At 38.3% G+C, this 19127-nt stretch carries 14 protein-coding genes; 10 read left to right on the forward strand and 4 right to left on the reverse strand.

The window, feature by feature from the left end:
* Positions 1 to 34: 34 nt before the first annotated feature.
* Positions 35 to 2662, reverse strand: coding sequence for a Lon protease family protein (locus tag CDG59_RS04945; protein WP_087543961.1), 2628 nt, complete (start codon positions 2660 to 2662; stop codon positions 35 to 37).
* Positions 2663 to 2848: 186 nt separating this feature from the next.
* Here CDG59_RS04945 and CDG59_RS04950 point away from each other — a divergent pair, with 186 nt between their 5' ends.
* From CDG59_RS04950 to rpmE, 4 genes are all read left to right on the forward strand, one after another.
* Positions 2849 to 5023: an AmpG family muropeptide MFS transporter gene (locus CDG59_RS04950; RefSeq protein ID WP_087543963.1), complete on the forward strand. Its 2175-nt coding sequence runs from the start codon at positions 2849 to 2851 to the stop codon at positions 5021 to 5023.
* 2 nt (positions 5024 to 5025) lie between these two features.
* Complete coding sequence (gene gloA / locus CDG59_RS04955) at positions 5026 to 5427, forward strand: lactoylglutathione lyase (RefSeq protein ID WP_005159336.1); 402 nt, start codon at positions 5026 to 5028, stop codon at positions 5425 to 5427.
* A 134-nt stretch (positions 5428 to 5561) separates the two neighbouring features.
* Entirely contained in the window at positions 5562 to 6530 is a 969-nt protein-coding gene (locus CDG59_RS04960; protein ID WP_087543965.1) for a bile acid:sodium symporter family protein, read from the forward strand.
* A 196-nt stretch (positions 6531 to 6726) separates the two neighbouring features.
* A complete protein-coding gene (rpmE, locus tag CDG59_RS04965; protein WP_004662919.1) occupies positions 6727 to 6951 on the forward strand; it encodes a 50S ribosomal protein L31 in 225 nt (74 codons plus the stop codon).
* A gap of 91 nt (positions 6952 to 7042) precedes the next feature.
* On the opposite strand, the gene CDG59_RS04970 is transcribed toward rpmE, so the two are convergent.
* From CDG59_RS04970 to epmB, 3 genes are read right to left on the reverse strand one after another with little or no spacing between them, the layout of a single operon-like run.
* On the reverse strand, positions 7043 to 9142 hold the full coding sequence (locus tag CDG59_RS04970) for an EAL domain-containing protein (protein WP_087543967.1): 2100 nt from the start codon (positions 9140 to 9142) through the stop codon (positions 7043 to 7045).
* Positions 9124 to 10878, reverse strand: coding sequence for a GTPase (locus CDG59_RS04975; RefSeq protein WP_087543969.1), 1755 nt, complete (start codon positions 10876 to 10878; stop codon positions 9124 to 9126). Before CDG59_RS04975 ends, CDG59_RS04970 begins: the two co-directional genes overlap by 19 nt.
* Before the next feature lie 11 nt (positions 10879 to 10889).
* Complete coding sequence (gene epmB, locus CDG59_RS04980) at positions 10890 to 11906, reverse strand: EF-P beta-lysylation protein EpmB (RefSeq protein ID WP_087543971.1); 1017 nt, start codon at positions 11904 to 11906, stop codon at positions 10890 to 10892.
* A gap of 86 nt (positions 11907 to 11992) precedes the next feature.
* Here epmB and efp point away from each other — a divergent pair, with 86 nt between their 5' ends.
* From efp to CDG59_RS05010, 6 genes are all read left to right on the forward strand, one after another.
* Complete coding sequence (gene efp / locus CDG59_RS04985) at positions 11993 to 12562, forward strand: elongation factor P (RefSeq protein WP_004652839.1); 570 nt, start codon at positions 11993 to 11995, stop codon at positions 12560 to 12562.
* 191 nt (positions 12563 to 12753) lie between these two features.
* Positions 12754 to 14856 carry a carbon starvation CstA family protein gene (locus tag CDG59_RS04990; protein ID WP_087543973.1) on the forward strand — a complete coding sequence of 701 codons (2103 nt, stop codon included), beginning with the start codon at positions 12754 to 12756 and terminating at the stop codon, positions 14854 to 14856.
* 2 nt (positions 14857 to 14858) lie between these two features.
* The gene (locus tag CDG59_RS04995) at positions 14859 to 15161 is read left to right on the forward strand and encodes a YbdD/YjiX family protein (protein ID WP_087543975.1); all 303 of its coding nucleotides are present in this window, start codon (positions 14859 to 14861) and stop codon (positions 15159 to 15161) included.
* 78 nt (positions 15162 to 15239) lie between these two features.
* Positions 15240 to 16199, forward strand: a complete 960-nt coding sequence (locus CDG59_RS05000) for an AAA family ATPase (RefSeq protein ID WP_087543977.1) — start codon at positions 15240 to 15242, stop codon at positions 16197 to 16199.
* Positions 16200 to 16212: 13 nt separating this feature from the next.
* Complete coding sequence (locus tag CDG59_RS05005; RefSeq protein WP_005159358.1) at positions 16213 to 17115, forward strand: DUF58 domain-containing protein; 903 nt, start codon at positions 16213 to 16215, stop codon at positions 17113 to 17115.
* A gap of 4 nt (positions 17116 to 17119) precedes the next feature.
* Complete coding sequence (locus CDG59_RS05010) at positions 17120 to 19108, forward strand: transglutaminaseTgpA domain-containing protein (RefSeq protein ID WP_087543979.1); 1989 nt, start codon at positions 17120 to 17122, stop codon at positions 19106 to 19108.
* Positions 19109 to 19127: the final 19 nt, after the last annotated feature.

The following is a 19127-nucleotide window of genomic DNA, read 5'->3' on the forward strand; positions in this document are numbered from 1 at the left end:
GGCCATGTTTGTTTAAAAACATGGCCTTTTCATTTTATCTATTCTTCTTACGAAGTGATTTTAAGCTTTTAGCTTCAACAGTAGATTCTTCTGAAGATTTTGTCTCAGTTTCATCTTTTTTGGTCTTTTTTCGCTTTTTCTTTTTTTTAGGTTCATCATCTTCAACAGCTTCGCCGTCCTCAATGGCTTGCCAATACTCAAGTTGTTCCATAACGGCTGCATAGATTGAATTTTTACTATATCGACCTTTCTTATCTAATGTACCTACTGGGCGAGCCATTAGAATTTCTAAGGCTTGATCAATTGTTTCAATCGCATGGACATGGAACTGACCTGCTTGAACCGCTTCAATTACATCTTGACGTAGCATCAAATGTTGCATGTTTTGACGGGGAATAATGACGCCTTGTTTGCCTGTTAAGCCTTGAAGTTTACATGCATCATAGAAACCTTCGATTTTTGCATTCACTCCACCAATTGGTTGTACTTGGCCAAGTTGGTTCATAGAACCCGTAATCGCCCATGATTGGTCAATTGGAATTTGAGAAATGGCAGAAATTAAAGCTGAAAGTTCTGCAACAGTGGCACTATCGCCATCCACTTGTCCATAGCTTTGCTCAAACGCCAATGCTGCGGAGAAATGTAAGATTTGTTCACGACCAAAGTGTGCTTTTAAGAAGCTTGACATGAGCAACACGCCTTTGGCATGAAGCGAGCCGCCTAACTCGACACTGCGTTCAATATCTAAAATATCACCGCCGCCTTGATACACAGAAGCTGTTAGACGTGATGGTAATCCAAATTCGACATCTGCATAGTGAATTACAGACAAGGCATTGATCTGACCGAGACGATGCCCTGAAGTTTCAATCAATTGTGTCCCACGCGAAAGATCTTGCCAATATAACTCTCTTAAATAGCCTAAGCGATATTGACGATGATGTAATGCTTGGTTGACATGCTGATCTGTGACTATTTTGTCATCAGCTTTAAAGGCATGATGATGTGCTTCACGAATTAAATCACCGAGTGTAGAGGCATGTAGTGAGAGAGAGCTTTGATCTTCTGCTTGACGACTAGAGTCGGTGAGTAAAGCAGCGAGCGCTGAACGATCAAATGGAAGCAATTTATCGGCTTGAACATAGTCTGCAATCAATTGCATGTAGGCCTGTTCATTGCTGTTATTACGCTGCAAGGTATCCGTAAAATCTGCTCGAATTTTAAAGACACTGCCTAATTCTGGTTCAACCTCTAAAATTTCATAGTAAATTTCAGGTTCTGCCAGTAAAACAACTTTGATATCTAAAGGAACAGAAGCGGGTTCAATCGAAATGCTGCCCGTTAATGTTAGCATATGTTCTAACGAAGAAAGTTTGAGTTGGCCTGATTTCAATGCACGTTTTAAACCTTGCCATGCATAAGGTTGTTCAAGCAATTGCTCTGCTTCAAGCATTAAAAAGCCACCATTGGCCCGATGCAGTGAACCTGGACGAATCAGGGTGAAATCGGTCGTGATCGTACCATTGTGAGTGAGTTGCTCCACATGACCCAATAAATTGTAGTGAGTTGGAAAATCTTCGAAAATAACTGGAGCACCACTATTTGGCTTATTGGCAATAATTACATTAGCTTGATAACGTGATGGAACACGATTAAATAAAGCAGGCGTAAAATCATCTTCTTCTTGTTCTAAAATCAGCTCAACATTATCAATAATATCTTCAGCATAATGTTTCAGATATAAGTCGAGACCTTTGACTTCTTTGTTTTTATTTAAAATTGACTCCATACGTGGTGTAACCACTTGAGTGGCAATTTCACGGTTTAAAATTGATACTTGATCACGAGCATCGTCTTCTAAATCACCAAGATGTAACCCTAAACGCTCTAGTTTTTTCTCCATATAACGCATATTGGATGTGATTTCAGCACGTTCTTTGCTGCTTAACGCATCAAGATCATTTTTTGTTAATTCTTGATATTCATTTTCTATGAGCTGCATTGGAATAAAGACGTGTTTGTCATCACGAGAAATCAACTTTAAATCGAGTTCTTGTCCTTCTTTAGTGAGTTCTATTAAAGCTTGCTGCTGGACATCACCTGTATCTTGACGAATGCGTTCAATACGATTGTGATAGCTTTCAGCACTAAAACGGCGTTCCAATTGTTTTAGAATAATTTGCCATGTTTGCTGCAAAGCATTTTGAAATTTTGTACCTTGTCCTGCAGGAAAGCGTAGTGCAATGGGTTGTCTTGGATTTTTGAAGTTATTGACATAAACCCAATCGTTTGGCGTAGGCATGGTTTTAGCGTGTTGCTGAAGCAACCGTTTAATCATGGTGCGTTTGCCAAGACCCGCTGTGCCAACTGCAAAAATATTATAGCCAGAGTATGGTAAGGAAATACCAGCTTCTACTGAAGCACGTGCACGATCTTGCCCAAGAAAGTTATTGAGGGGTTTGATACGTTTAGTTGAACTCGGAATCTCAGCTAAATTTAGAATATGCGTGAGTTGTTCAGGGCTAAGTGCTGTTTTCTTAAGTGTCGTTTGAATATCCGTCTGCTCAAAGGCGCTTGGTAAAGAATTGATTTTCGCTGTAGTCGTGTTTGTTGGTGTTGAAGATAAAGTTGTTGCAGTCATTTGATCAAGTTTTTGGGTCACTATTGCTATCCAACAAAGAAACGAAAGTTAAGTAATTAAAGGTATACAGTTTTAGGTCTAAAGATCAAGCGAACTTGTGTTTTTTATCGACAAAACAAAACAATGGTTGCATAAAGCAACTTGCAAGCAAGAGCAAGAAACGATTGAATAGGCATATTCACGCATGTTCATGGAAAATAATAACCAATGACAACTCAAGCCACTGGGTGGGCATCCGCATTTAAAGCTTTTTTAGATCGCCGTGCACTGATTATGCTATTTCTTGGTTTCTCGGCAGGGATACCCATTTTATTGATTTTTTCTAGCTTGTCTTTATGGTTAGGTGAAGCAGGAATTGATAAAAGTGCTGTGACATTTTTTAGTTGGGCGGCATTAGGTTACTCTTTTAAATTCGTTTGGGCACCGTTGATTGATGAATTGCCTGTTCCATTGTTAACGAAAAGTTTAGGTCGCCGCCGTGCTTGGTTGTTGATTGCACAGTCTTTAATTATATGTGCAATTTGTATTATGGCATTTTCCGACCCAGCACTTGGACAAGGCTATTTAATTCAAATGGCAGTTGGTGCTGTTTTATTAGGATTCTCGGCAGCGACTCAAGATATTGTCATCGATGCTTATCGTATTGAACTCGCTGAAAGTGAGATGCAAACGGTTTTAGCTTCAACTTACAACGCAGGTTACCGTATCGGGATGATCGTTGCGGGTGCAGGGGCTTTATTTCTTGCTGCTTATTTAGGTACAGCTAAAGGCAATTATATCTATGAAGCATGGAAATATACTTATCTCACCATGGCAGCAGTCATGGTGGTTGGTATTATTACAACTTTATGCATTCGTGAACCTCAAGTAAATCGTGTTTATAAACATTATAAAACTACAGATTACTATCGCTTAGTTTTTGTATTTTTTATTGCTGTTGCAACTTTTGTTGTCAGTTATATTTACTCTGGGAATGTAACAGATGCTACCGCTAAAGCCGCAAATATTAAAGACACCGCCGCTTTATTTGGTTTAGAAGCACTGCGCTTTTTAACTGCTACAGCCACAGCTTTATTGGTTGGTTTGGGTTTAGTTAAAGCTGGCGTCGTGAATCAACAAATGGCTAAAGAAACTTGGGTTGCCCCAATTTTAGATTTCTTCAAACGTTACGGTATTAAACTTGCCTTAGTTCTTTTACTGCTGATTGGTTTTTTCCGCATCTCAGACATCATTGCAGGAGTGATTTCCAATGTGTTCTATCAAGATCTAAATTTCAGTAAAGAACAAATTGCTGAGGCTGTGAAAATCTATGGTGTGATCTTTAGTTTAGTTGGTGGTTTTCTCGGTGGTTTGTTGGCGCAACGCATGAACATTATGAAACTCATGTTCGTGGGCGCAGTGTTGGCCAGTTCAACCAATTTAATTTTTATCGGCTTGGTCAAATCAGGTAAACCACTTGCTCCAGTTGAGGTTCAGGTCGGAAATAAACATTATCAAGTGCAAACCGATGATGTTGGATATTGGAAATTACAAGTGCCGAATGACGTCTTAGCAAAAGCAAATTCGGTACAGGTAAGTACTCAGTACCAAAATCAGAGTGATACCAATGTAACTCTTGCAATACCATACTTAGTAAATGCCCAGCACGCTCAGATTCAATTATTACCTATTAGTGGTGATGATCAATTAACAGAAAAAGAATTGAAGCAAAGTCTAGTGGTTAAAGGACAATTAGCAGGGCTTAAAATTGAAGATTTAAATCAGGATAAGCCTGTTATCCTTAAATTAGATAATCAAGAATTTGCTGCGAAAGTGGATGATAAAGGAATATTTACTGGTGCTGTAGATGGAAAGCTATTACAAGCATCTTCCACTAAAACCATTAAAGCTTTTGTTCATTTAAAAAATAATAGTGCAAGCCAGTTATTTGCAACAAGATCATACCGTATCAATACTGCATCACATGTTGAAACCACACTCGATGTCGATATTCAGCCAATTGCTGTGGTCGATCCAAGTCAGTCAGGCACAATAGAACTTTCTGGCAAAGTGATAAAAGGCTATAGCTCATTATGGCTCTATTTTGCCATTATTGTCGATAATTTAGCCTCAGGTTTAGCTGGTGCTGCATTTATTGCCTTTTTATCTAGCTTAACCAGCGTATCATTTACCGCAGTTCAATATGCAATTTTCAGTTCATTAATGACTTTAACACCCAAATTATTGGGTGGTTATTCAGGAACGATTGTGAGTAATATTGGCTACCCAAATTTCTTTTTAATGACGACTTTAATTGGAATTCCAATTTTGATTCTTGTGGTTTGGGTTGCGAAACTATTACGTGACCATGAAAACCAAACAACTCAACAGACAGGTGAATAACTATGCGCATGTTACATACGATGTTACGAGTAGGTAATTTAGAACAATCTTTAAAGTTCTACACTGAGGTACTTGGTATGAAATTACTACGCCAACGTGATTATGAAGAAGGGCGTTTTACCTTGGCTTTTGTGGGCTATGGTGATGAAGAAAACAATACTGTGCTTGAGCTGACTCATAACTGGGATACAGCTAGCTATGATTTAGGCAATGCCTATGGTCATATCGCTATTGGCGTAGATGATGCTTATAAAGCATGTGAAGAAATCAAAGCAGCTGGTGGAAAAGTAGTACGTGAGGCTGGCCCAATGAAAGGTGGAGTTACGGTGATCGCTTTTGTTGAAGATCCAGATGGCTATAAGGTTGAATTGATTCAACAGGATCAAAATGCACGTAATAATTAATTTCGTATCTTGATCCACAATTTCTAATTTAAAGCCATAGCTTTATTTATACAGCCCAGTATGATGTTTTGATCGAATGGTCAATAATCTCATGTTGGGCTGTATCGTTATTAGCGAACAGATTGGGAAAAGTTATGTTAAAGCTCTTGGCGCTAGATCGTTTCACAATATTATTGATAGCAATGGTAGTACTAGCGACTTTTTTCCCAGTTTCGGGACAGGTTGCGCATTACTTTAATATCCTAACGACAGTTGCGATTGCTATATTATTTTTTTTACATGGCGCCAAGTTGTCACGTGAAGCCGTTATACAGGGAATGCTGCATTGGAAAATGCATGCATTGGTTTTTGCTTTTACTTTTGCGATTTTTCCTGTAATTGGGCTTTTAGCTAAACCTGTTTTGGAGCCGCTTCTTGGGCAACAGTTGTATTGGGGCTTTTTATTTATGTGCTTCTTACCCTCAACGGTACAAGCTTCAATTGCATTTACGTCGATTGCAAAAGGGAATGTTGCAGGAGCGGTTTGTAGTGCATCTTTCTCCAATATCATTGGGATGTTTATTACGCCAATCTTAGTGAGTTATTTTATCTTAGGCCAAAGCCAACATGGCTTTGATCCTACGCAATCGATTGTTCAAATTACCTTGTTACTATTGGTTCCCTTTGTTTTAGGTCAGTTACTTCGCCCTTATGTTTTTCCTTATATGATCAAATTACCAAGCTTAGTGAAAGCTTTCGATCAAGGATCAATCTTAATGGTAGTTTACGGTGCCTTTAGCAGTGCTGTAGTTGCAGGCTTATGGCATCAAATCAGTGGATTAGCTTTGCTGTATTTAGTACTTGCATGCTCAGTTTTGCTTACTATTGTAATGTTGCTTGTTTCGTATTTACCAAAATGGTTAGGGTTTAATCATGCAGATCAAGTTACTATTTTCTTTTGTAGCTCTAAAAAAACGCTAGCGAGTGGCGTGCCAATGGCGCAAATTCTGTTTATTGGTCAGCCTTTAGGTATGATTGTATTGCCGATTATGATTTTTCATCAAATCCAATTAATGGTCTGTGGTGTAATTGCGAATCGTTGGTCAAAATCAAAACAAGAATAGTTCGCAAATTTTGATTTATTGGCGTATAATCTTTGCCACTTGTTGGCTTTGCTCTGATCTAAGGGTCTCGGTGAGTCAAAAGAAATGGTCTGTTGTGGTATTGATCTGCGAGTGTTAACACTCTGCTTTCCTCATCTTGAGAGTGATCAATTGCGATAACAGCTTAAGCCTTTCTTACTAAATAGGAGCATCGACCATGCGCGCCGATATTCACCCTAAATACGAAAAATTAGTTGCTACTTGCTCATGCGGTAACGTAATCGAAACTCGTTCTGCACTTGGTAAAGAAACTCTTTATCTTGACGTATGTTCAGCTTGCCACCCATTCTATACTGGTAAACAAAAGAATGTGGATACTGGTGGTCGTATCGACAAATTCAAACAACGTTTCTCTGGTATGTCACGTTCTATCAAACGTTAATATCAAGAAAACAAAAAAACGGGCGATATGCCCGTTTTTTTATGCCTTTTGATATTCCCTCCTTTATCAAAGGAGGGTTAGGGAGGATTTTCTATTGGTCTTGTACGTCAGTTAAACGATCAAGTTTCTTTTGGAAGTAGTTACCTTGCAAGAAGCGGGCTTCGACATTCCATGCATTCGCAAACAAACTCATGTCATTGAGTTCGGTGAGTAAAATCTCAACTTGCTTTTCAGCAATAAAATGAAGAATTTTCTCTTGCAGAATTGCCATTTCTTTTTCAGATACTAGCATCTTCGCTAATTTTCGATGGAAGCTTAAATACTGCGTATCGATCTGTTGAAGAATTGAGTCACTATAAAGAGAATCACCAAAGTTACGAATAGAGATCTCAGCGCCGTGTTGACGAAGTGATGCAATCAGAGATTGAGCCTGTGATAAATTTTGCTGAAGAGCTTGCTCTGAAAACTGCAGAATTAAAGGATGGGCTTGTTTGCTTCCAATAATTGTCAATAATTTAGCGACCAATTCGGATAATTTTCTGTCATTCAATAAAATATGATGATTCAGATTAATAATTAATTTAGCTTTTGGATATTGGGTAATGAAGTTGTGTAATTGTTTACAAGCTTCTACTAATACCCAACGGTCTAACTGAGCCGATAATTCATGATCATCTTTTAGATCACTAAGATCCATCAAGTCTAACCATTGATTATTATGAATAATACCGCCAAATACTTCATAGGTATGAGTGAATTGATCTTGTTTATCATAAAGCTGCTGATATTTTAGATGTATATCACCCTTATCTAATTTGCTTCTGAGCTCTTCTAAAAGATTGACTTCCATCGACATTGAAATTTTATCAGTTGTCAGGCTAATATCACTGTCAATCGATGCATTTTTCAAGACTGGTAGTGCATGCGTAAATGCTTGAGAAATGATTTTCTCAAAATGAGCATCATCTAATATTTGTTGGTCTAGTTCTTGATAGCCCAGTTTTAAATGTAATGGGAAAGTGTGGTTTTCAGTGACCAATAACTGAGGTTTTTGTAAACCATTCAAGCCTATAAGCAAAGAGTTTAAAACTGTTTTTGATTCAGCTTGAATAAGCCCAACATACAAAGCCGTTTCTATTTGATAAATTGGAACATTAACTTGTTCTTTAATGAAATTTGCAATATTTGAAAAATAAGCTTTAGTTCCACGCCAGTCAGTTTGAAAAACTTCGTTTGGACAATTATTCAGGCTAAATAAGATGAGCGCATTTGCATTGGCTGGGTGATTTGCTAAATTTCGATTAATTTGTTGCAGTGCTGAGATGATACCAGAGGCTTTTTCACTTTGTACTGAAGTAGTCGTGGCAGTTGCTGCTGAAACAACAGTTGATGATGATTCACATTCAATATTCAGTTGTATTTCATCATCATTACCAGAGGGTAAGAACTCAACATGTAAAAGATTATTCTTAACCATTGGATTTTGGGTGCGAATTTCAAAGCGTGCTTGTTCGAATAAGCCTTGGGAAATTCTTTTAAAGCGTAATTTAAACTGGCCTAAATCTTCAGGTTGTAAAATATCAAGTATTGGTAAGCCAATGACGTCGTCTTCGCTGTCGAAACCAAATAGGTGAGCATATTCAGCATTCGCTTTGACATGAATACCTTCTTGTAGAATTGCAACTGCTTTATGTGTTTCAGCAACAAGTGATTGGGCTTGTGTTTGGGCTGCCTCTAATTCGGTAAGTAAACGGTGCTCTGCTTGTACTAAACGACTGAATGAAAGTGATCTAATAATACTGATATAAAATTCTTCTGGCGCCTTTAAGTTCACAACATCATAAATACCTTTATGAATGTAATTTTGATATAGCGCTGAATTATAGTCATCTGGCTCAAGCAGTAGAATGGGTAAACTTGGTTGTGCGGATGCATGAATAAGAGAAAGCGTTTGTTCGATTTTTAGATCGTAAGCACGTCCAAAAATTACAATATCCCAAGGCAAATTCAATTGTTTTTCAAAAGTTTTTAAATCATCAAGTAAAATAGCCTGTACTTGATGTTCTTGCTGCGCAAAAAGCTCTAAAACTTGATTATACCTTAATTGGTTATCATCAATAATGAGTAAGCGCGTTTCAGTTCGTTTCAACTTTTTAGAGAGTAAAGAATTTCTCACTTCAATGCTTCCCATAAATCTTGGTCATTTGTATCCATATTTTTTTGCGCAATAAATTTATTAAGAACGGGTTGTTCTTCTTCATTAAGTAGTTCAAAGTCGAATTGAACAAAACTTTGGGTAATTAGTTGTGCAGTCAACAGATACACTTTTACTTCCTCTTTCCCTAATCTCAAATGAACAGCTTGCTGTTCGCGAAAAATTTGCGAGCCTGGCAAAATTATTGTTGTTTTAGTTTTATCTAAATTTTGATTTTTTAAAATAAGCGCAGGGTGATAATTACTAATATGACGATCTGCTTGTACGCGAACTGCACAAGGGAAAATTTCTTGTGCTAAAACCTCTAAGCCTAATTCTAAACTTTTTTCACTTGATTGCTTTAGCCAACGAATTACACCGCCGCGCCAATGTCCATGAGAGGTTTCTTTTACAAGAATATATTCGCCAGTTCTTAGATTTTTTGGTGCTTCGGCTGACCATTTAATTCGATAACCATTAACACTAATATCTAAAATATCCGCTTGATAAATGGCTTTGTTTTCTCGGCTTAAACGCTGGATTGAGGATTCTTGATTGCCAGAAGAATCTTTTTTATCCCAAGTTGATAAAAATTTTGATTCGCTTTGTAGTCCATACCCGTGTTCTAAGAGTAATGTTTCACCGAAGTTTTTTGCTTTGGATAAATAGAAGTGGGCTGTTAAGAGTCCAAAACAAATATGTAGTTGAGCTGAATATTCATAGCGTTCATGGCGACGTTCTGCCGTAGATCCTAAAATGGTCTGAACGTGGAATTTTAGAGCGGGTGTGAGGTAAATCTTTTCATTCTTAGAAATATATTCAGCGTTTTTATGTAAGGTTGCTGTCACATGATCAAGTAAACCATTTGTACTAATAAAGATATTAGGATTAAATCCTGAACTTTGTTTTTTGTTGTATATTGGCGGATGATCTTTAGTTGTATCAACAACGTATTTAGTTAAATCAGTCTCTTTAGATAAGAGCTGTAGCATTTTGGCCCAGTCAAAACTGCATTGAAACAGGGCTTGAATTTCTGTTTGACGAATTTGATTGGTATTAAAAATATCCATCAAAATTAATTGAGCATAGGCCTGAGCAATATTATTCAGGCTATTTGGCTTAGTTTGCGCCTGTTCAATAGTCACATGATGATACTTATGTGTCACTGCTGCATCGTATAGTTGATGTGCAATGAGCCACTGTCCTGCAACAGGTTCACTATATAACATGTGTTGTTGATAAAGAAGCTGCGTAAGTTGTTGTAATGCTTGGAAAGTTGCAAGTGTTCTAGCAGTATGTAAATTTTTCTTTTGGTTTAGTGCAAAAATAGAAAATTTTCGATTTTCCAATTGTTCGCTACTGCGGCGAACAATATTGATATAAATAGCCGCAAAATAGCAGCGTAACAGCATTGCCAGTTCAATAATGTGCTCATTACGATCTGAACTGATTACACCCTGATTAAAAAAGTTTTTCTCTAGGCTACCTAAAATATTTTCAATCGTTGGATGTAAGGTCTGAATGAGATCAAAGCGTAATGTTTCTGAACAATCTAATTCACAAAGCTCTAATAAAGCTGCAAACAATGCTTTTGAAGTATCACCCAACTGCATAATTGAGAGGGTTGAAATCCATTCTGTTAAACTTTTTGCGTTTGCATCACAAAAACTGAGTTTATCCCGTCTTAAAACAGTGGGAATTTGAAAAATATCCGAAAATGCATTATTCATCATTGTAATCAATCTCAGAACGTTTGAACCCCAAAAAGCGGTGTTTTATTTTTTTCGCCCGCAATTTCCCTGACGAGTTTTGGAACTAAATATCCAGGTAAACTCGCTAATACATCACTGTATATATGATCTATCTCTGAAGATCTTAAGTCAAAATGTTGAGCACCTTTTACTTTATCCAATACATGTAAGTAATAGGGCATAACCCTCGCTTCAAATAGTCGATAACTTAGATGAGTTAAAGATGTTGCAGAGTCATTCACACCTTTAAGTAAAACTGCCTGATTTAACACAGTAATATGATGTAATGATAACTGTAATAACTTTGAACACGTTAAATCATCAAGTTCTGAAGCATGATTTGAGTGTATCACTACTACAATGCGTAGCCTACTGTTTTTTAAAATAGAAATAAGCTCTTCATCGATACGATTGGGAATAACAACTGGAACTCGTGAATGGATTCTCAATATTTTGAGTTGAGGTAAAGATTCTAATCGCTCTATCCAAAGTGCTATTTTTCGATTAGATAAAGTTAAAGGATCGCCCCCACTGAGAATGATTTCATTGATGGCAGGGTTGTCTTCAATATATTGTTTTATATTTAGCCAATCATCATTTTTAGGTAAATTTTCTTGATATGGAAAATGGCGGCGGAAACAATAACGGCAGTGAATTGCGCATGCACCTGTTAAGGTCAGTAAAAAGCGAGACTGGTATTTGTGTAAGACACCAGCCATTTGATTGGCTGCTTCCTCACCTAATGGGTCAGTAACAAATTCAGGATGTTCTTCAAGTTCAAGATGGTGTGGTAAAACCTGTAATAGCAAAGGATCAAATGGATCCCCAATACGCATTTTTCCGACGAATGCACGTGGAACGCGTAATTTAAACTGTTCAGAGGCAAGTATTGCCCCTGATAATAATTGCTTGGTGGATAATTCAAGCAGATTTAACAACTCCAAAGGATCAGTAATTAGATCACTGAGTTGTGATTGCCAGTTTTTCTCTTGATGTAAATAGTTTATCATGCCATACGTTAAAATAGTGATAGCCTAAGCTGTGCGCGTAGTCTAGCACTAATAGATTTGAGTTTTAAGTTTGGAGTGAGCCTTTCATGGCCTATTATTCTACAAATGATTTTAAAGCAGGCCTCAAGGTTATGCTTGATGGCAACCCATGTTCAATCATGGAAAACGAATATGTAAAACCAGGTAAAGGTCAGGCGTTCAACCGTGTGAAACTGCGTAACCTGCGTTCTGGTAAGGTATTGGAAAAAACTTTCAAGTCAGGTGACTCTTTGGAAGCCGCTGATATTGTTGAAGTTGAAATGGATTACCTCTACAACGATGGCGAAATGTGGAACTTCATGGACCCTGTATCTTTCGAGCAAATCGCTGCTGACAAAACTGCAATGGGTGATGCTGCGAAATGGTTAAAAGACGATTCAAATGAAAAATGTACCATCATGCTGTTCAATGGCGTACCTTTAACAGTGAGTCCACCGAACTTTGTTGTGCTTAAAATTGTTGAGACTGATCCAGGTGTGCGTGGTGATACTTCTGGCGGTGGCGGTAAGCCAGCGAAACTTGAAACAGGTGCAGTAGTACGTGTTCCATTATTCGTTCAGCAAGAAGAAAGTGTTCGTGTTGATACGCGTACAGGTGATTACCTAGAGCGCGCATAATCGTAAATGAGTAGCAATGCTATGTAAGCTATACGATTATCGAAGGGATGATTAAACAATCATCCCTTTTTTATGCCAAAGTATTAGATAAATCATTTTTAATAACAGATAGACTTACAAAGATATTTCTTCTAAAGAAAACATAGGAAGGGAAATCCAAAACTACAGCTTATGTATTTGAGAGGTTCTGAATGGAGACAGTACAAGCAAAGTCGACGCTATCCTCAAAAATTCTGTGGAGTTTAGTTGCCATCATTGGTGCAATTTCATTTGGAATTTTGGCGGTAAGTCGTGGAGAGCATGTCAATGCAGTTTGGCTCGTTCTTGCCGCGGTTTGTGTTTATAGCATTGCATATCGGTTCTACAGTTTATTTATTGCAACAAAAGTCTTTGAATTAAATTCTAAACGCTTAACACCAGCACATCGTTTGAATGATGGTCTGGATTATGTGCCCACTAATAAATACGTTTTATTTGGACATCATTTCGCTGCTATCGCAGGTGCAGGGCCTTTGGTTGGGCCAATTCTTGCAGCGCAAATGGGTTACTTACCAGGAACCATTTGGCTTTTGGTCGGTGTGGTGATTGCAGGCGCGGTACAAGATTTTCTTGTGCTATTTATCTCAACTCGGCGTGATGGTCGGTCTTTGGGTGAAATGGCAAAACAGGAGTTAGGTACTTTCGCAGGTGTTATTGTGATGTTGGGTACGCTCGGTGTCATGATTATTATTCTTGCGGTACTTGCATTGGTTGTCGTAAAAGCTTTGGCGCATAGTCCGTGGGGGGTGTTCAGTATCGCAGCAACCATCCCAATTGCATTATTCATGGGCATATACATGCGTTATCTACGCCCAGGGAAAATTGCAGAGGTATCCATCATCGGTTTTGTGCTGATGATGGCTGCAATTGTCTTTGGTGGTGATGTGGCGAAAGACCCATATTGGGGGCAATTATTTACCCTCAGTGGAACACAGCTGACTTGGGCACTGATCATTTATGGCTTTATTGCCTCTGTCTTGCCAGTCTGGTTGCTGTTGGCCCCGCGTGACTATCTATCCACTTTCCTTAAAATCGGTGTGATTGCAGGTTTGGCGATCGGCATTGTGTTTGCCATGCCCGACCTGAAAATGCCAGCTGTCACCCATTTTACTGATGGTACAGGGCCTGTATTTGCAGGCAGTTTATTTCCTTTTCTATTTATTACCATTGCCTGTGGTGCGATTTCAGGTTTCCATGCGCTGGTTTCTTCTGGAACAACCCCAAAACTGGTTGATAATGAAGTCAATATCCGCATGATCGGCTATGGTGGCATGTTGATGGAATCTGGTGTCGGGATAATGGCCATGATCTGTGCAACCGTACTTGATCCAGGGATTTATTTTGCGATTAATGCACCAGCGGCAGTTCTGGGTACAACGGTGGATACGGCTGCGGAAGCGGTGCGTAATCTAGGTTTCATCGTCACACCTGAGATGCTGACTGTGCTTGCTCAGGAGGTTGGTGAAAGTTCAATTCTTTCCCGTACGGGTGGTGCGCCGACCTTTGCGATTGGTATGGCACATATCATCTCGGAAATTTTCAATAGCCGTTCCATGATGGCATTCTGGTATCACTTTGCCATCCTGTTTGAAGCCTTATTTATCCTTACCGCAGTAGATGCAGGAACACGTGCCTGCCGTTTCATGGTGCAAGATACGGTTGGTATCGTGATACCAGCGGTGAAACAATCCAGCTCATTCTTTGGAAATCTGGTTGGAACCTTTGTTGCGGTTGCAGGCTGGGGCTTCTTTGTTTATCAGGGTGTGGTTGATCCACTGGGTGGGATCAACTCATTGTGGCCGCTATTCGGTATCGGTAACCAGATTCTTGCCTCAATGGCGTTGATTTTGGGTACAGTCATCCTATTCAAGATGAAAAAAGAGAAGTATGTGTGGGTCACTATTGTCCCAACTATTTTCCTGTTTATTACTTCAATGACGGCGGGCTGGCAAAAGATTTTTCATGAAAATCCAAAGATTGGTTTCCTTGCCCAAGCCAACCGTTTCTCGGATGCGATTGCGCGTAGTGAGGTACTTGCACCAGCCAAAACCGTTGATGAAATGCAGACGATTGTCATGTCCAACCAGATTAATGCTGCGTTGTGTGCCTTCTTTATGATTGTGGCAATTGTGATGGTGATTGCATCTATTCGAGTCATCCGTAAAGCTTTGGCAAGTTCAATCCCTACTGTGAATGAAGCACGAGCAGTTTATTCAGAAACACCGATGACTGCGAATAGCATCAAGGGAGAGTAGGCATGGATTTCAAGATTGCACGGCAGGGTGGTTCAGTGATTGTAAAGATCATTAAATTCACGATTCTGTCACAAAAACACCTGATCTTTTCGCCCAAAAACTGGTCTAGAATTGTGTCTTTATGGCAGAACCTGCAAAAAAGTTTTCGTTTGATGGTTGGTGTCCCTGATTACGAGAATTATCTGTCCCACATGAAGCAACATCATCCTGATTTAACCCCAATGGATGCCAAGACATTTTATCGGCATTGTATTGATTCACGCTATCCATCGGCAGGTGGAAATATGAAGAAGTGTCCTTGCTAGAAGTCATTTGATTTCTTTGAAAAAAAACTAAAACAGTGTATGTTGAATCATGCACTGTTTTAGTTTGAGGATTACGTTATGTGGGGCATGGAAAAAGCTTCTATTCAAGAAAAACAACAAAAAAATCAAGAAGTAGAGCAAAATATTAAAAATTTTACTCAGAAAATCGAACGTTTTTTGGTTGAAGTGAATCAACTTATTTTAGATAAACCACAACAAACTAAATTAGCGCTGACCTGTTTATTGGCAGGTGGCCATGTATTGTTTGAAGATTTACCAGGATTGGGTAAAACGACTCTGGCTAGTGCCTTAGCTCGTCTAGCAGGGCTGCATTTTCAGCGGATTCAATTTACCAATGACATGTTGGCGAGTGATGTCATTGGGATCAATATTTTTAATCAAAAAGAACATTTATTTGAGTTCAAGAAAGGTCCAATTTTTACTCAGATTTTATTGGCAGATGAGATCAATCGTTGTAGTCCAAAAACACAGAGTGCATTACTTGAAGCTATGGAAGAAGGTGCTGTCACTGTTGATGGAACACATTATGACTTACCGCAACCATTTTGGGTGCTGGCAACGCAGAATCCACTATTTCAAAGTGGAACTTATGCTTTGCCTGAGTCACAACTTGACCGTTTCTTGATGCGTTTATCGCTCGGTTATCCGTCTCGTCAAGCTGAAAAACTACTGTTACAACAAAGCTCACGTCAGGTTTTAATTCATCAATTAGAAGCGGTATTTACGCAAATTGATATTTTGCAATTACGTGAATTAGCAAAACAGGTTTTTCTAAGTGATGCTGTACTCAATTATATTTTAGATTTGGCTGCTGAAACACGTAAACAACGGCATGGCTTATCAACACGTGGAGTATTGGCATTAAAAGCTGCTGCACAAGCTTATGCACTGGTTGAAGGTCGCAGCTTTGTGACTACTGATGATGTGCAAACCATTTTTGTTGCCGTGGTTGCTCATCGTTTAGGTTTAGGCGAAATAGAGGTAAAACAAATTTTGCAATCGGTTGATGTCTTATAGTTGAGATTGGCTTATGCAAAGGATTCAGCAGTGGATTGCGAAACGCTTTCAGGTTAATGGGACTAAAACCCTGTTACAGAAAGATGTTTTGGTTTTTATTTATAAGCAAGGTTTTCTATATCTCATTCTGATTTTAATTACCTTTATTGCAGGGATTAACTATGCAAATAATTTGATTTTAGGTTTTTGTTTTCTAATCAGTGCAATTTTATGGATTAATTTTTATCTCACATTCAAGCAATTGCATGTTTTACAAATTGATCTGATTGCAGCTGAAGTTGGGCAAGTCGATCAGCCTTTCATTTTAAAACTTCGCTTTAATCAGCCATCGGTAATGACCCGATATTTACGTATTCAATGGCTGCAACAAGAACAATTAATTTATTTAGATCAGCAACAACAGACCTTCGAACTGGCTTTTTTTCCAAAGCAGCGTGGTTTATTTGAATTTGGTGCGATGAAAATTTATTCGACCTATCCTTTAGGTTTGGTGCGAGCGTGGACTTATTTATATCCAAAACAAAAAGTGTGGATTGCACCTAAAGCGCATGATTGGCAAAAAGAACATAAAAACCAACCAACGAATGCGAACGATAGTTTAGATGAATTTAAGGAGCTTAGGGCCTTTCAACAAGGTGATTCTTATCAAAATGTAGCATGGAAGCAAGTTGCTCGAGGACAGGGCTTTTTTATCAAAATGTTTGAAGCTCAAGCCAATCATCAACATTTAGAAATTGATTATCAAAAAATCCCTGCACAAAGTCATGAGGAAAAATTAAGCTTTATGATGGGATTAATTGAGCAATGTGAACAACTTGGTCATGATTATGCATTGATACTGCCACATGCAAGATTAGAAAGTGGTCAGGGGCAGATGCAGCTTCTTCAAGCAAAACTTCTACTTGCACAGGCCTAAGATTATGACCAAACAAATCTATTTTTGCATTTTAGCTGTATTGGCATTTGTATTAATTGGGCAAGTGGCTTTTATTCCTGTGACATTGAGTGGGTTGTGGGGCGTTATTTGGCTTATATTGGTATGGCGATATAGCAAACAAAAAATTTCACCATTTCCACGCTTATTTTTAGTTTTTTTCTCTTTATTATCTTTGGGTCTTATTTATTTAAATTATCAAACTTTACTGGGAGTAGAAGCTGGAGTCGCATTTTTAAGTACGTGTTTATTTGCGAAAAGTTTGGAAGCCAAGAATACCCGTGATTTATTGATTGTATTTAACTTTGCCTTATTCGTCAGTGCCAGTTTATTGTTACATAGTCAGGCATTCTGGATGGCTGTCCTGGTTTTTTCAGCATTTGTGATATGTTTGATGGGGTTGTATCGGATTCAAACTGGTCTATTTAACCAGCATCAATTATTATCCAATCAGTTAAAAAATGATGTTAAACAAATTCTAAAGTTTGTCGGGATTGCGACACCGTTCTTTATTATATTATTTATTTTCTTCCCTCGGTTGCCACCGCTTTGGGCAATTCCTATTCAAAAGAATCAAGCCACTACTGGGATTAGTGATCGTATGTCTCCAGGAGACATTGCACAACTATCACAATCATCGGCTTTGGCTTTTCGTGTTGTTGCAGATATGAGACAACTACCAGATAGACAGGAGCTTTACTGGCGTGCTTTGGTTTTGGATGAGTATGATGGTACAACATGGACCAGTAGTTTTTATAATCAACAGATTAAAAGCGTAACTTCAAATTCTCAAGGAGTTGCCTATCAATACTTAGCTGCTGATGAACAGGCAAATTGGATCATGGGGTTGGAATATTCCATTCCACAAGAACGTTATTTACAACTGTATCAAGATGATAGTATACGCCCGTCTAAACTTATTAAACGTAATCAACCTATCCAAATGTTTTGGTTGGGGCGTACATCAACATCTTCTACTTTGTTATCATCACGTCAAATTGAATTTAATACTCGATTTGATCATGATCGTGATCAAAAAGCACAGCAATTAGCCCATCAACTGTTTGAACAAAGTCAGAAACAGCCTGAGAAATATATTAAAAAGGTGCTGAATTGGTATGGAGACCATAACTTCGTTTATACCTTGGCACCAGGTACACTTGGCAGTGATCGTATAGATCAATTTTTATTTTCTAGTCGCAAGGGTTTCTGTGAACATTATGCATCTAGTTTCGTGATGCTAATGCGCTATGCAGGGATTCCTGCCAGAGTTGTGACAGGTTATCAAGGTGGACAGTTTGCATTAGATGGAGAAAGTTGGGAGATTCGTCAACTTGATGCACATGCTTGGAGTGAAGTGTATCTAGATGGTGAATGGCAAAGAATTGACCCTACAGCAATTATTGCACCACAACGTATAGATTCAGGAATGCAGAATTATATGGCGGAGGATCAGAAAGTTTGGGGAGATGCACAGGCACAAGCATGGCGTTTACAACAGTTTAAATTTCTGAAAAACATGCGTGTTTGGAGTGACTATTTAGGTTATCAATGGCAATCCAAAGTAGTCGGTTATGATGCCGAAAAACAAAAAAATTGGTTATCTAAGCTAGGCTTTAATTCGAGCTATAGTTATGTGCTGATCTTAATTATAGGAATTGCAGGAATTTTAGCTGTATACGTTGGTTTTTATTGGTGGAGACAAACACGTCAGCAAGAATTATATCAACGTGTCATTATTCAATTTCAAAAGCAATTGCCTAAACATTTGCATAAAAGATCAGAGGAAACATTTCAAGTTTGGATGCAGCGTTTATCAAGTGTAGATAGTGATCAAAAATCATTTCATCAAGTAGTTGTGTTATATCAAAAAATTGTGTTTTTAGAACAGAATACTCAGCAAAATATTCAAGAGTTTAAGAAACTGCTTAAAGTCTGTGCGATCGCAATTAAACAATCTCAAAAAAACTTGTGAAGCTGATTAAAAATGAATA

The sequence above is a fragment of the Acinetobacter sp. WCHA29 genome (genome assembly GCF_002165335.1).
Taxonomy (GTDB): domain Bacteria; phylum Pseudomonadota; class Gammaproteobacteria; order Pseudomonadales; family Moraxellaceae; genus Acinetobacter.

Coding starts and splice junctions, on each gene's coding strand:
- CDG59_RS04950 (WP_087543963.1), top strand. CDS start 2,849: ATGACAACTCAAGCCACTGGGTGGGCATCCGCATTTAAAGCTTTTTTA.
- gloA (WP_005159336.1), top strand. CDS start 5,026: ATGCGCATGTTACATACGATGTTACGAGTAGGTAATTTAGAACAATCT.
- CDG59_RS04960 (WP_087543965.1), top strand. CDS start 5,562: ATGTTAAAGCTCTTGGCGCTAGATCGTTTCACAATATTATTGATAGCA.
- rpmE (WP_004662919.1), top strand. CDS start 6,727: ATGCGCGCCGATATTCACCCTAAATACGAAAAATTAGTTGCTACTTGC.
- CDG59_RS04970 (WP_087543967.1), bottom strand. CDS start 9,142: ATGGGAAGCATTGAAGTGAGAAATTCTTTACTCTCTAAAAAGTTGAAA.
- CDG59_RS04975 (WP_087543969.1), bottom strand. CDS start 10,878: ATGATGAATAATGCATTTTCGGATATTTTTCAAATTCCCACTGTTTTA.
- epmB (WP_087543971.1), bottom strand. CDS start 11,906: ATGATAAACTATTTACATCAAGAGAAAAACTGGCAATCACAACTCAGT.
- efp (WP_004652839.1), top strand. CDS start 11,993: ATGGCCTATTATTCTACAAATGATTTTAAAGCAGGCCTCAAGGTTATG.
- CDG59_RS04990 (WP_087543973.1), top strand. CDS start 12,754: ATGGAGACAGTACAAGCAAAGTCGACGCTATCCTCAAAAATTCTGTGG.
- CDG59_RS04995 (WP_087543975.1), top strand. CDS start 14,859: ATGGATTTCAAGATTGCACGGCAGGGTGGTTCAGTGATTGTAAAGATC.
- CDG59_RS05000 (WP_087543977.1), top strand. CDS start 15,240: ATGTGGGGCATGGAAAAAGCTTCTATTCAAGAAAAACAACAAAAAAAT.
- CDG59_RS05005 (WP_005159358.1), top strand. CDS start 16,213: ATGCAAAGGATTCAGCAGTGGATTGCGAAACGCTTTCAGGTTAATGGG.
- CDG59_RS05010 (WP_087543979.1), top strand. CDS start 17,120: ATGACCAAACAAATCTATTTTTGCATTTTAGCTGTATTGGCATTTGTA.